Below are 13,220 nucleotides of genomic sequence, written 5' to 3'. Positions count from 1 at the left end.
AATGAAGGTTGGGCTGCTCTACTCCCGGATCCGGCGAGACGAGAAGCTCCTCCTCTCGGAGCTTCGCGAGCGCGGACACGAGATAGAGAAGATCGACGTCCGGAAAGAGCAGTTCAACATCTCCGAACCGCCGGCGTCGCTCGACGGCGTCGACATCGTCGTCGACCGCTGTCTGGCGACCAGCCGGAGTATCTACACCACGCAGTTCCTCGACGCCTACGACGTCCCCGTCGTCAACTCCGCACACACCGCGGACGTCTGCGCGGACAAGGTGAAAAACAGCCTCGCGCTGGAACGAGCCGGGGTCCCGACGCCGAACACCGAAGTCGCGTTCACCACCGACAGCGCCTTGGAGACGATCGAGAAGTTCGGCTACCCCTGCGTGCTGAAGCCCGTCATCGGGTCGTGGGGACGCCTGATGGCGAAGGTCGACTCCCGGTCGGCCGCCGAAGCCATCCTCGAACACAAGGCGACGCTCGGTCACTACGAGCACAAGGTGTTCTACGTCCAGGAGTTCGTCGAGAAGCCCGGCCGCGACATCCGCGTGCTGGCCGTCGACGGCGAACCGATCGCCGCGATGACCCGCTCGTCGGACCACTGGCTGACCAACGCCGCGAAGGGCGGAGAGGTCGAGGCGTTCGACCTCGACGACCGCGCCCGCGAACTCGTTGCGGCCGCCTCCGACGCCGTCGGCGGCGGCCTGCTCGGCGTCGACCTGATGGAGACGGGCGAGGACTACACCGTCCACGAGGTCAACCACACCGTCGAGTTCAAGGCGCTCAACGACGCCGTCGACGTCGACGTGCCCGCACAGGTCGTCGACTGGATCGAAAACAAGGTAGCGACGGAAACCGAGGCGAGCGTATGAACGCTGACGCGACTGACGCAGACCCCGACTACACGGCCGCCGTCGTCGGCGGCTCGGGCTTCACCGGCGGCGAACTGCTCCGCTTGCTCTATCAGCACCCCGAGTTCGACGTCGTGCAGGCGACGAGCCGTTCGAAAGAGCGCAAGACCGTCGGCCACGTCCACCCGAACCTCCGCGAGATGGATCTTCGGTTCACCTCGCCGGAGGACCTCGAATCCGTGGACGTGCTCTTCGCGGCGACGCCACACGGCGTCTCGATGGAGCACATCGACGCGTTCCGCGACGCCGCCGACACCGTCGTCGACCTCTCGGCGGACTTCCGCCTCGACACGGAGGAACAGTACGACGAGTGGTACGACGGCCACGTCTGTCCCGAGTACCTCGACGACGCGGAGTACGCGCTGCCGGAGATCAACCGCGAGAACCTCCCCGGCGCCGAACTGATCGCCTCCGGCGGCTGCAACGCCACGGCGACGATCCTCGGCCTGAAGCCGCTCTTCGACGCCGGCATCCTCGCGGGCGACGAACAGGCGGTCGTCGACGTGAAGGTCGGCTCCTCGGAAGGTGGCGCCGGCGGCGGCGACGCCTCCAGTCACCCCGAGCGCTCGGGCATCGTCCGCCCGTACGCGCCGACCGGCCACCGTCACGAGGCCGAGATCGAGCAGTTTCTCGGCCTCTCGGTGTCGTTCACCGTTCACGCCGTGGATATGACCCGCGGCGCGAGCGCGACCTGTCACCTGTTCCCGAACGAGCCCGTCTCGAAGGGCGACCTCTGGAGCGCCTACCGCGACGCCTACGCCGAGGAGCCGTTTATGCGGACCGTCGCCGGCGGTGGCGGCGTCTACCGCTATCCGGAACCGAAGGCGGTCGCCGGGACCAATTACGGCGAAGTCGGCTTCGAGGTCGACCCCGGAAACCGCCGGCTGGTCGTCTTCTCGGCGATCGACAATATGATGAAAGGCTCGGCCGGCCAGGCCGTCCACGCGGCGAACATCGCCCTCGGGATCGAGGAGACCGCCGGTCTGGAGTTCACCGGCCTCCACCCCGTCGGAGCACCCTGACGATGACGAACGAAGACCACACACACGACGACACACGCGACGCGCGCCAGACGCCGGACGCCCGCGACACGCGCGGGTCCGCTCGTGGCTCCCACGAGTCGGCCGCCGAGCGACCGCTCCGAACTGACGGCGGCCGGAGCGAGGCCCGTCCGCCGGTCGTCGTGAAGGTCGGTGGCGCACGCGCCGTCGACCCCGCCGGCGCAGTTGCGGACGTCGCGGCCCTCGTCGAAGACGACCGCCAGGTCGTCGTCGTCCACGGCGGCTCGACCGCCGTCGACGACACGCTCGAAGAACTGGGCGAAGAGCCCACCTACGTCGAGACGCCGAGCGGTGTCGTCGGTCGCTTCACCGACGAGCGCACGATGGAGGTGTTCTCGATGGTGATGCCCGGCAAACTCAACACCGACCTCACCGTCACCCTCCGCGACGCCGGCGTCGACGCGCTCGGTCTCTCGGGTGTCGACGGCGGCCTCCTGACCGGTCCGCGCAAGTCGGCCGTCCGCGTGATCGAAGACGGCAAGAAGAAGATCAAGCGCGGCGACCACTCGGGGAAGATCACCGGCGTGAACGCCGGCCTGCTCGAAACGCTCCTGCAGGACGGCTACACGCCAGTCGTCACCGTCCCGATGCTAGCCGACGACGGCGTCGCGGTCAACGCCGACGCCGACCGCGCTGCCGCGGCGGTCGCCGGCGCGCTCGGCGCCGAATTAGTCGTCCTCACGGACGTCGAAGGCATCTACGCCGACCCCGACGACGCGTCGACGCTCATCGAGTCGGTGGCGACACCCGCTGAGTTCGACGCGCTGAAAGACGCTGCGGAAGGATTTATGACGAAGAAAGTGATGGCGGCGAAAGAAGCCCTCGACGGCGGCGCCGTGACAGTCATCGTCGCGGACGCCAACGCCGACGAGCCGATCCTCTCGGCGCTCGCCGGCGGCGGCACGCACATCGACGCGAGCGCCGTCGCGAGCGACGACGCGGAGGTGGCACAATGACTGGCGGCTTCGTCTTCTCGGAGAAGCCGATCCAGATCGAGTCCGGCGAGGGCGCGTACCTCTACAGCCCCGACGGCACCGAGTACCTCGACTTCGGGGCCTCTTACGCCGTCGCCGCGCTTGGTCACTCCCATCCGGCCGTCACGGAGGCGGTCCAAGAGCAGGCCGCGCGGCTGACCTACGTGCAGGCGTCGTATCCGGTCGAAGTCCGGACGGAACTCTATCAGAAGTTGGCGACGCTCGCACCCGGCGACATCGACAACGTCTGGCTCTGTAACTCCGGGACAGAGGCCAACGAGGCGGCGATGAAGTTCACCCGCTCGGCCACCGGCCGCTCGAAGATCGTCGCGACCAAGCGCGGCTTCCACGGCCGGACGATGGGCGCGCTCGCAATGACCTGGAAGGACAAGTACAAGAAGCCCTTCGAGCCGCTGGCGGGCGACGTGGAGTTCGTCCCCTACGGCGACGCCGACGCGCTCGCTGAGGCGGTCGACGAGAAGACCGCCGCGCTCTTCCTCGAACCGGTGCAGGGCGAAGGTGGCATCCACCCCGCCGCTACTGAGTACCTCGAACGCGCCCGCGAGGTGACAGACGAGGCCGGCGCGGCGCTCGTCTTCGACGAGATCCAGACTGGCGTCGGCCGCACCGGCGACCTGTGGGCTTGCGAGGGCGTCGGCGTCGAACCCGACATCCTCACCTCGGCGAAAGGTATCGCCAACGGCCTGCCGCTGGGCGCGACGCTCGTGAAAGACTGGATCGCCGAGGACCCCGGCAACCACGGCTCGACGTTCTCCGGCGGCCCGGTGGTCTGTGCGGCCGCCAACGCCACGCTCGACACCATCGTCGAGGAGGACGTCCCCGGCCACGCCGCACAGGTCGGCGAGTACCTGCAGAGCGAACTGCGGGCTGCGACCGAAGAACACGACCTGCCCGTCCGCGAGGTTCGCGGCCTCGGATTGATGATCGGCGTCCAGGTGAAACGCGGGGCCAACCGCGTGCTGAAGAACCTCGCGATCCAGGAGCAGGTGCTCGCGCTCCCGGCCGGTCGGACGGTCGTCCGCCTCCTGCCGCCGCTCGTCGTCGACGAGTCCCACGCAGACCAGTTCGTCGACTCCTTCGTGGAGGTGCTCGGATGAGCGCCGAACTCGACGCCGACGAGAGCGAGGACGTCGCAGCCGACGGCGAGGGCGGCATCGAAACCGAGGAGGCGCACGAACTCGACCCCGAGGAGGCCACCGAGGCCGCGGCCGAACTCGACGCCGAACTGTCTGCGGAGGCGTCGTTCGTCCCCGACCACGACGTCTTCGAGGTCGAAGAGAACCTCACCGACGGGCTGACCGAGGCCCAGGCGCTCCTGGCCGACCTGGTCTCGATCCCCTCACCGTCCGGCGAAGAAGAAGCTGCGGCTCGGCGCCTGAAGGCGTTCTTCGAGGCGCACGACCGCGACGTCTGGATCGACGAGATCGGCAACGTCCGCGCGCCCGCCGACGACTCGGTGCTTTTGACCTCGCACATCGACACCGTCCCGGGCGACGTCCCGGTCAAGATCGAAAACGGCGTGCTCTGGGGTCGCGGTAGCGTCGACGCGACGGGGCCGCTCGCCTCGATGGCCGTCGCGGCCGTCGAAACCGGCGTCTCCTTCGTCGGCGTCGTCGGCGAGGAGACCAGTTCCCGCGGCGCGTGGCACCTCGTGGAGAACCGCGACCAGCCCGAGGCGGTCATCAACGGTGAACCGTCGGGCTGGGACGGAATCACGCTCGGCTACCGCGGCTTCCTCTCGGGCACGTACGTCTCGACCAGCGAACTCGGCCACTCCTCGCGCCCCGAAGACAACGCCATCCAGTCGGCGGTGAACTGGTGGTCGAGCGTCGCGGACTTCTTCGACGAGGACGAGTCCGACGGCGTCTTCGACACCGTGACGACGAAGCCGGTCCGTTTCGACGGCGGCCCCACCGAGGACGGCCTCGCCGTCGAGTCGACCGTCGACGTGCAGTTCCGCGTTCCACCGAAGTACTCTATCGACGACATTCGGGAGGTCGCGGAGGGAGAACTCGACCGCGGAAGCGTCCACTGGGAGAAACCGATCCCGCCGGTGATGACGAGTCCGCGGACAGAGGTCGCCCGCGCGTTCCGCGTCGCGATCCGGCAGGCCGGCGGTGAACCCCGGCTGCTCCGGAAGACCGGGACCAGCGATATGAACATCTTCGCCGGCACGTGGGACTGTCCGATGGCGACCTACGGCCCCGGCGACTCCGACCTGGATCACGCGCCGAACGAACACCTCGACCTCGCGGAGTACGATAGCTCGATCGACGTCCTCGTGGACGTCTGCGAGCGCCTTATGGAGTGACGATCCGGATGCTCGAAACCGACCACTTCCTCGACATCGACGACCTCTCGACGGACGAACTGCACACCGTTCTCGACCGTGCCGCGGCCATCAAAGCCGGCGAGGACGACACCCAACTGCCCGACCAGACGCTGGGGATGCTCTTCGAGAAGCCGAGCACCAGAACCCGGATCTCCTTCGAGACCGGGATGACCCAGCTCGGCGGCCACGCCATCTTCCTCGGGCCCGACGACATCCAGCTCGGTCACGGCGAACCGCTCTCGGACACCTCGCGCGTCCTCTCGCGGTACGTCGACGCTGTGATGGCGCGGCTGTTCGACCACGAAGACCTGCTCGAAATCGCCGAGTACTCCGACGTGCCGATCGTCAACGGCCTCACCGACGACGCCCACCCCTGCCAGACGCTCGCCGATCTGCTGACGATCGAGGAGGCCTTCGACGGCTTCGACGGCGTGCAGGCGGCGTGGGTCGGCGACGGCAACAACGTCGGCCAGTCGTTCGTGATCGGGGCCGCGATGGTCGGCCTGGATCTGACGGTCGCGACGCCGGAGAACTACGGGATGGACGACGCGGTGCTCGAACAGGCCGAAGAGATCGGTCACGCGCCGACGGTCGTCGACGACCCGAAAGACGCCGTCGACGACGCCGACGTCGTTTACACCGACGTCTGGATCTCGATGGGCCAAGAGGACCAGCGCCACGAGAAACTGGCTGCCTTCGACGGCTATCAGGTGAACGAGTCGCTGCTCGCAGACTCCGACGCGCAGGTGATGCACTGTCTCCCCGCCCACCGCGGCGAGGAGATCACTGACGAGGTCTTAGAGTCCGATCGGGCTCTCGTCTGGGACCAGGCGGAGAACCGCCTGCACGCCCAGAAGGGCCTGCTCGTCGAACTGCTGGACGCGTAGTTCGGCGCGTTCGAGGCTCGGTGCGTTCTTCTGTGCTGCTTCTCATAGGGATTATCGTACGTCTCCATAGATTTCTCGCCGGACGGTACGGCGAGAACTCCGAACAGTTACGAGAATCCCTATCGGTTCCCCGTCCGTGAAGCGCTCGCGAAACCGATCAGAGTTCGCTCTCGTCGGTGTAGACCTCGTCGAGGTCGACGTTGGGTTCGCGACGCGGTTCGCGCTCGGGGTTGCGCGACTCTCCAGGGTCGCGCGCCCGTGCGCGCTCCATCAGGATCTCCTGTGTGTCGCGGACGGGTTCCTCACCGGGGCGCTGCTGTACGTAACTGCCATCCGATTGCATCACCCAGCGCCGGCGGTTGTCCGAGAGCATCACCGAGAGAATCTCGTCGAGTTCGGCCTGTAGATCCGGATCTTCGACCGGCGCAACCGCTTCGATGCGGCGATCTAAGTTCCGCGTCATCCAGTCGGCCGAGCCGACGAAGTACGCGGGATCGCCGGCGTTCCCGAACTTGAAGATCCGCGAGTGTTCGAGGAACCGACCGACGATGCTGTGGACCTTGATCGACTCGGTCGCCCCGTCGACGCCCGGGCGGAGCCGACAGATGTCGCGGACGAACAGGTCGATGTCGACGCCCGCGTCGCCGGCCTCGTACAGTTTTTCGACGATGCCGGGGTCTTCCAGCGCGTTCATCTTCGCGATGATCCGGCCGCCGTCGCCCGCCTCGGCGTGTTCGATCTCGCGGTCGATGAGTTCACAGATGCGCGATCGAAGCGTCTCGGGGGCGACCAGCAGCTTTCGGTACTCCTGCTGTCGGGAGTGGCCAGTGAAGGAGTTGAACAGGCGGACGATGTCCTGTCCGACGTCCGGATCGGCCGTGAACAGGCCGAGATCGACGTATCCCTTCGCCGTCCCCGAGTGATAGTTCCCGGTCGCGACGTGGGAGTAGATGCGGACGTCGTCGTTCTCCTGTCTGACCGCCAGCGCGACCTTGCTGTGGGTCTTCAGGTCGATCGAGCCGTAGGCGACGTGGATCCCCTCCTCCTCGAGGCGCTTGACCCAGCGGAGGTTGTTCTCCTCGTCGAAGCGGGCTTTCAGTTCGACCATCACGGCGACCTGCTTGCCGTTCTTCGCGGCGTCGATGAGGCTCCGGAGCACGCGCGAGTCGGGTGCGGTGCGGTAGATCGCGGCTTTGATCGCCAGCGTGTCCGAGTCGTGTGCGGCCGCGTCGAGGAACGCCTGGACGGTGTCGTCGAAGGTATGATAGGGGTGATGCACGAGCGCGGGCTTCTCGCGGATCGCCTCGAACAGTTCGTCGGGGCGGTCCGGGTCCAGTTTGGCGAACCGCGGGTGCTGCTGTGGCGTCCACGGCCGCAGCTTGAGCGAGGGTGCGTCGAGATCGACCATATCGTCGAAGTCGCGCAACGCCAGCGGCGAGCAAACCTCGAACACCTCGTCCTCGGTGATGTCGAGGTGTCTGACCAACAGCTCTCGGATGCGGTCGGCCGCACCGTCTGCGATCTCCAGGCGGACGATCGTCGCGAACCGCCGCTGTCGGAGGACGTCTTCGATCTGTTCGATCAGCCCCTCCGCGACGTCCTCGTTGCGCCGCACCTCCGCGTTCCGCGTCACGCGGAACGTCGTGTAGTGGGTGACCTCGACGTTCGGAAACAGGAGGTCGAGGTTCGCCGCGATGACCTCCTCGATCGGGATGTAGCGGCCGCGCGGGTCGCCCTCGATCTCGTCGACGGGCGTCCCGACGTCGAAAAGGGGGATCAGCCGGGGCAGATTCGCGGGCACCTTGATCCGGGAGAAGCGCTCTTCGCCCTCGTCGTCGCGGGTGAGCACCGCGAGCGACAGCGACAGATTGGAGATGAACGGGAACGGATGCGCCGGATCGAACGTCAGCGGCGTCAGCGTCGGCAGGACCGAGGACTCGAAGTACGAGCGGAGTCGATCTGACTCCTCGTCGGTCAACCCCGCCGCTCCGATGATTTCGATGCCTGCGTCCTCGAGTTCAGGCTGAACTGCGTTCTGATAACACCGCGCCTGCGTCTCGACCAGGTCCGACGCCATTTCGAGGGACTCGCGCCACTGCTCTTTGGGCGAGCGGCCGTCGACCGTGGACGTGGTGACGCCGGCGTCGATCTGCTGTTTCAGCCCGCCGATCCGCTTCATAAAGAACTCGTCGAGGTTCCGCGTCAGAATCGAGAGGAACCGGAGTCGGTACAGCGGTGGCTGGCGCCCGTCTAACGCCTCGTAGAGCACCCGCCACTGGAAACTCAGCTCCGAGAGCTCCCGGTTGAGATACCAGCTCTCGTCGTCGAAGGAGCCGGTCGGCTCCTCGTCGGCCAGCGGCGGCGTTCGTGCCGGCGCGTCGGTCGCCCACTCGGTCGGGCCGAGCGTGACCGGCTCGGGGATGTCCGACGCCGACGACGCCGCCTCGTCGTCGGTCGCGGTCGTCGGTGTGTCGTCCTCAGTCGCCGCTGTATCCCCGATCCCTGCTGCGTCGTCCTCGATCCCTGAACCGGTCCCGTCGTTCGCTTCGACGTCGCGAGCGGGGCCGGCCTCGCTGTCGACGTCCGCGGCCGGGCTGGTTTCGTCTGCGCTTTTCGCCTTCGGATCGCCGTCTTCGGTGGAGTTGTGACTATCTGACATTCTTCTCGTGCGCCGTCGAGGCGACCTTCGAGTCGGGTCGTTCGAGCCCCGTTTGTTGAGCCGGGACGCGGTGGATGGAGTCGTCGCCGAGGCGGTACGCCGTCAGCGACCCGCCGTAGACGCAGCCGGTATCGAGCCCGACGCTCCACGCCCTCACGAGCGGTTCCTCGAGTACGGTGTGACCGAAAAACACGCGCGGCGGTCCCTCGTAGGAGTCGTACCAGAACGGGCCGTCGTAGCCGCCGCCCGGGACGGTCGCTCGCGCGGTCTGGAGGTCATCGACCGTGTGTTCGGCCAGCGGCACGTCGGGATAGACGCCGCCGTGGACGACGAGTGCGCCGTCCCAACTGATCGCGACCGGGAGCGACCGGATCCACTCGCGCGCCGCTTCGTCGAGTTCCGGCAGCGTCGCCTCCCCGCGGAGGACCTGTTCCTCGTTGTTGCCGCGGACCGAGAGCATATTCTCGGCCGCCCGCACGCGCTCGACGACGCCGGCGCTGTCGGGACCTTTTCGGACGAGGTCGCCGACGAAGACGAACAGGTCGTCCGCCGACAGACCAACCGCGCCGACGAGCTGATCGAGCGTCTCTCGGCACCCGTGGACGTCGCCGACGACGTAGACGTCGTCCCACTCCGTCGGATCTATCCGCCGGTGTTGATCGGCGACGTCGGGGGCGAATGATAGCGGCATTCCCTCGAATAGAGACGCTCGATCGACTTTAAGACGTGCTAAGATCGGTACGTACTGCTATTGAGAAATGGGTATTCGACGCTCTCGGAGCGTGGTCGACGCGTCCGAGCGGGGCCAACAGCGGTGACGGGGCGCGGCCGCTCACCGAAGCGCCGCGTAGGCTCCGCCGAGCACGACGCCGTAGACCACGTGACCGACGAGACTCATTACGCTCACGTTCGGGAGCGGCGGATTCGCGGCCGACCCGACCACGGAGAGCCAGATTGGCATCACGAGGACCGCGAGTACGATCCAGAGCACGACGCCGTACCCCACGCCGAGCGCGGTGCTCTTTGCGATCGTCAGATCTGCCTGCGTCGACGCGATCGCGGCGAAGACGACGCCGAGGACCGCACCGTGGGCGACGTGGATCGTGAACCCCGCGAGCCCGCCCGTCAGGAAGTACATCGAGGGGATCGCGACTTCGAGCACGGGCCGCATCTGCATCGCCATCAGCCCGCCCATCACGATCGCGGCGACGACGCCGGCGACGACGCCGTACTGCCACTCGTTCGTTTCGGTCTGTGCTGTCGTCTGGGTGGCGGTGTCTGTCGCCATAGCAGAGACGACCGCATACTCCCGAATAATGGCATCCCGGCCGCGCGATCCGGACGCACTGGGCCGATAGAAATATGTGGTATGGAAACAAACAGCACAGAACTATCGAGCCTACAGATTTCTGTCGGTATCTGCAATCTTGTAGTACAACTACACTACAAGTGAGAAAAATCAATATTTGCTACGAGTAATATCCGGCCACCGTTGAGAACCGTTTCCTTCCCGTTATAAGCTAGCCCACAGATAGTATTGTGTAGAAGAAAAATGACTGTAGTAAATGGCCTAGACACCGACGAGCTCGAAAACCTGATCGAAGCGGCTGCGGAAGACCCTGATTCGGCGTCGTTCACGTTCCGGGCAGAAACGGAGTGGACTGGTGGATTTGCGAGTGAAACGCACATCAGCGACTTCGAGCAGGACGGGACGACGGTCGAGTCGCCGGAGTTCACGATTACTGGCGACGAACCCGAAGCGCTCCTCGGCGAGCGGGCCGGTCCCAACGCCGTCGAGCACCTCCTCGCCGCGATCGGTTCGTGTCTGGCCGTGACGTATGCGGGGCACGCGGCGGCGCACGGCATCCAGATCGAGGACCTCTCCTTCGAGTTCGAGGGCGACATCGACCTCCGTGGATTCCTCGGTCTGAGCGACGACGTCCGACCGGGCTACGACGAGATCCGCGCGACGACGCATATCGACGCCGACGCGTCGGAAGCGGAGCTCCAGGAACTACACGACGAAGTCACGGCGACTTCCCCGCTGTACGACAACGTGACGAACGAGGTCGCACTCGACTTCGATCTTCAGTTCGAGTAAGCCGCCCGCGCCGCCACGCGAAGCACACGGACACGTCTCTTCCCCCGTCCGAGGCTTTTAATCTCAGGAGGGCGGAGAGACCCCTGTGTCGACGACCGGCGAGTACGAGCGGTTCTTCCCCTACGAGGAGCCGTATCCGAATCAGCGCTCTGCGATGGCCGAAATCGCCGAGGCGCTGGACGACGAACGCGACGTTCTGTTAGAGGGTGCTCCGGGGACGGGCAAGACGCTCTCGGCGCTCGTGCCGGCGCTTGAGTACGCCCGCCGGACGGACAAGACGGTGGTCATCACTACCAACGTCCACCAGCAGATGCGCCAGTTCGTCGAGGACGCCCGCGCAATCACGCGGGAGGAACCGCTCCGCGCGGTCGTGTTCAAGGGCAAATCGTCGATGTGTCACATCGACGTCGAGTACCAGGAGTGTCAGACGCTTCGCGACACTACGCGGACGCTCGTCGAGAAGGAAACCGAGCGCGCCGAACTGAACCAGCAGGCCGAGGCGCTCTTGGATCGGATCCGCGAGGGCGAAGACGGCGCTGGCGAGGCCAGAAACACGGTGACGGACGAACTCGACGCCGTCGAATCCGAACTCGAAGAGCTACGGGACGGCAACGTCTGTGAGCACTACTACAACAACCTCGTCGGCAACACCGACGAGTTCTTCGAGTGGCTCTTCGAGGACGTTCGAACCCCAGAAGAGATCTACGAGTACGCGGACCAACGACAGCTCTGCGGCTACGAACTCCTCAAAGAGGGGATGGAGGCGGTCGATCTGGTGGTCTGCAACTACCACCACCTGCTGGACCCCGCGATCCGCGAGCAGTTCTTCCGGTGGCTCGGTCGCGATCCAGAAGACGTCGTCACCGTCTTCGACGAGGCTCACAACATCGAGTCGGCCGCGCGCGACCACGCGAGTCGGACACTGACCGAAAACACGCTCGAAGAGGCGCTCTCGGAACTGGAAGACGCCGACGACTCGCGGGCGCAACCGGCCGAGAACGTCCTCTCGGCGTTCCTCGGCGCGCTCAGAGCGACCTACGACGACGCGCTCGGCTTCGGGGAGCGCGAGCAGGTCGGCGACGACTGGCACGATCTCACGATCGCCAACAGCGACCGCCGCGACGACCTGACGCTGGCGTTTCTCGACCGCTACGAGGGCCGCGGCATCGACGCAGAAGTGGATCTGGCGCTCCAACTCGGGCGGGCGCTCGACAGGGAGTACGAGGAAGCGTACAAGAACGGGCAGGCGACGACGCGCTCGGAATGTCAGACGCTGCAGGCCGCGGAGTTCATCGCGGCGTGGATGGCCGACGGCGGGAAACTCGGCCAGCACCCGATGTGTTCGGTGCGGCGCGACGCCGGGACCGAGGAGGTGTACGGGCGCGCGGAACTGTACACCTGCATCCCGCGGGAGGTGACCGAGACGCTGTTCGAGGAGGTCAACGCGAGCATCCTGATGTCGGCGACGCTGCGCCCCTTCGACGTGATCGAAGACGTGCTCGGCCTCTCGGATCCGGCGACGATGGCCTACGGCCTCGAATATCCCGAGGACCGCCGGCGGACGCTCGCGGTCGAAGCGCCGGCGCTTTTCAGTTCCGAGCGGAGCGACCCCAACACGCAGTCTGCGGTCGCGGACGTACTGGCCGACGCGACGCGCTTCACGCCGGGGAACGTGCTCCTGTTTTTCCCCTCCTACGCCGAGGCCGAGCGGTATCACGACCGCCTGCGGAACCGCGCCGACGTGACGAGTCGGCTCCTCCTCGACGAACCGGGCGTCGAGACCGAGTCGATGCGCCAATCGTTCGTCGGCGGGGACGACGCGATTCTCTGCACGTCGCTGTGGGGGACGCTCGCAGAGGGCGTGAGCTTCGACGGCGACGACGCCCGGACGGTCGCCGTCGTCGGCGTGCCGTATCCGCACCTCTCAGAACGGATGGAGGCGATACAGGACGCCTACGACCGCGCCTACGCCGACCGGCGCGAAGCGGGCTGGCGCTACGCGGTCGAGATCCCGACGATCCGGAAGACGAGACAGGCGCTCGGCCGGGTCATCCGCGCCCCCGACGACTACGGCGTCCGGCTGCTCGTCGACAAGCGCTACACCCGCGCGAGCGCCGATATGGGGAAGTACGGCGTCCGCGGGAGCTTTCCCCCAGAGGAGCGCGCCGAACTCGTCGACGTCGACCCCGAGAAGTTGAAATTCGCGATGTTGAACTTCTACGCCGACCTCGACGCCTACCCGGGCGAGCCACCGCGGCCGTAGCCCTGGCCTCACGCG

11 protein-coding genes are annotated in these 13,220 nt (G+C 66.5%); 8 read left to right on the top strand and 3 right to left on the bottom strand.

From position 1 onward, the window contains the following. Window position 1 precedes the first annotated feature (1 nt). From lysX to argF, 6 genes are read left to right on the top strand one after another with little or no spacing between them, the layout of a single operon-like run. On the top strand, window positions 2-868 hold the full coding sequence (lysX, locus tag RBH22_RS16085; RefSeq protein ID WP_256288520.1) for a lysine biosynthesis protein LysX: 867 nt from the start codon (window positions 2-4) through the stop codon (window positions 866-868). Continuing rightward, a complete protein-coding gene (gene argC / locus RBH22_RS16080; protein ID WP_306678219.1) occupies window positions 865-1,929 on the top strand; it encodes an N-acetyl-gamma-glutamyl-phosphate reductase in 1,065 nt (354 codons plus the stop codon). The genes lysX and argC overlap by 4 nt, the downstream gene beginning before the upstream one ends. Before the next feature lie 2 nt (window positions 1,930-1,931). Then, entirely contained in the window at window positions 1,932-2,924 is a 993-nt protein-coding gene (locus RBH22_RS16075) for an acetylglutamate/acetylaminoadipate kinase (RefSeq protein WP_306678217.1), read from the top strand. Next, window positions 2,921-4,060 carry an acetylornithine/succinylornithine family transaminase gene (locus tag RBH22_RS16070; RefSeq protein ID WP_306678215.1) on the top strand — a complete coding sequence of 380 codons (1,140 nt, stop codon included), beginning with the start codon at window positions 2,921-2,923 and terminating at the stop codon, window positions 4,058-4,060. Before RBH22_RS16075 ends, RBH22_RS16070 begins: the two co-directional genes overlap by 4 nt. Continuing rightward, window positions 4,057-5,274 carry a [LysW]-lysine hydrolase gene (locus tag RBH22_RS16065; protein ID WP_306678213.1) on the top strand — a complete coding sequence of 406 codons (1,218 nt, stop codon included), beginning with the start codon at window positions 4,057-4,059 and terminating at the stop codon, window positions 5,272-5,274. Before RBH22_RS16070 ends, RBH22_RS16065 begins: the two co-directional genes overlap by 4 nt. Window positions 5,275-5,282: 8 nt before the next feature. Continuing rightward, window positions 5,283-6,182: an ornithine carbamoyltransferase gene (gene argF / locus RBH22_RS16060; protein ID WP_256288525.1), complete on the top strand. Its 900-nt coding sequence runs from the start codon at window positions 5,283-5,285 to the stop codon at window positions 6,180-6,182. 157 nt (window positions 6,183-6,339) lie between these two features. On the opposite strand, the gene ppk1 is transcribed toward argF, so the two are convergent. The 3 genes from ppk1 to RBH22_RS16045 form a co-directional block, all read right to left on the bottom strand. Next, complete coding sequence (ppk1, locus tag RBH22_RS16055) at window positions 6,340-8,841, bottom strand: polyphosphate kinase 1 (RefSeq protein WP_306678211.1); 2,502 nt, start codon at window positions 8,839-8,841, stop codon at window positions 6,340-6,342. Then, window positions 8,831-9,532 (bottom strand): metallophosphoesterase family protein, encoded by a 702-nt coding sequence (locus RBH22_RS16050; protein ID WP_306678209.1) that lies wholly within the window; start codon window positions 9,530-9,532, stop codon window positions 8,831-8,833. The genes ppk1 and RBH22_RS16050 overlap by 11 nt, the downstream gene beginning before the upstream one ends. 141 nt (window positions 9,533-9,673) lie before the next feature. Beyond that, window positions 9,674-10,129 carry a DUF6789 family protein gene (locus tag RBH22_RS16045; protein WP_256546135.1) on the bottom strand — a complete coding sequence of 152 codons (456 nt, stop codon included), beginning with the start codon at window positions 10,127-10,129 and terminating at the stop codon, window positions 9,674-9,676. 264 nt (window positions 10,130-10,393) lie between these two features. Between RBH22_RS16045 and RBH22_RS16040 the strand changes: the two genes are divergently transcribed. Both RBH22_RS16040 and RBH22_RS16035 read left to right on the top strand, forming a co-directional pair. Then, window positions 10,394-10,942: an OsmC family protein gene (locus tag RBH22_RS16040; protein WP_256288529.1), complete on the top strand. Its 549-nt coding sequence runs from the start codon at window positions 10,394-10,396 to the stop codon at window positions 10,940-10,942. A gap of 85 nt (window positions 10,943-11,027) precedes the next feature. Further along, window positions 11,028-13,205 (top strand): ATP-dependent DNA helicase, encoded by a 2,178-nt coding sequence (locus tag RBH22_RS16035; RefSeq protein WP_306678206.1) that lies wholly within the window; start codon window positions 11,028-11,030, stop codon window positions 13,203-13,205. The last annotated feature ends 15 nt before the right edge of the window (window positions 13,206-13,220 follow it).

This window comes from Halobellus sp. H-GB7 (assembly GCF_030848585.1).
In the GTDB taxonomy this organism is placed as follows: Archaea; Halobacteriota; Halobacteria; order Halobacteriales; family Haloferacaceae; genus Haloquadratum; species Haloquadratum inordinatus.
The sequence above is the reverse complement of the archived record's forward strand: the minus strand, read 5'-3'. Positions and strand labels throughout refer to the sequence as shown.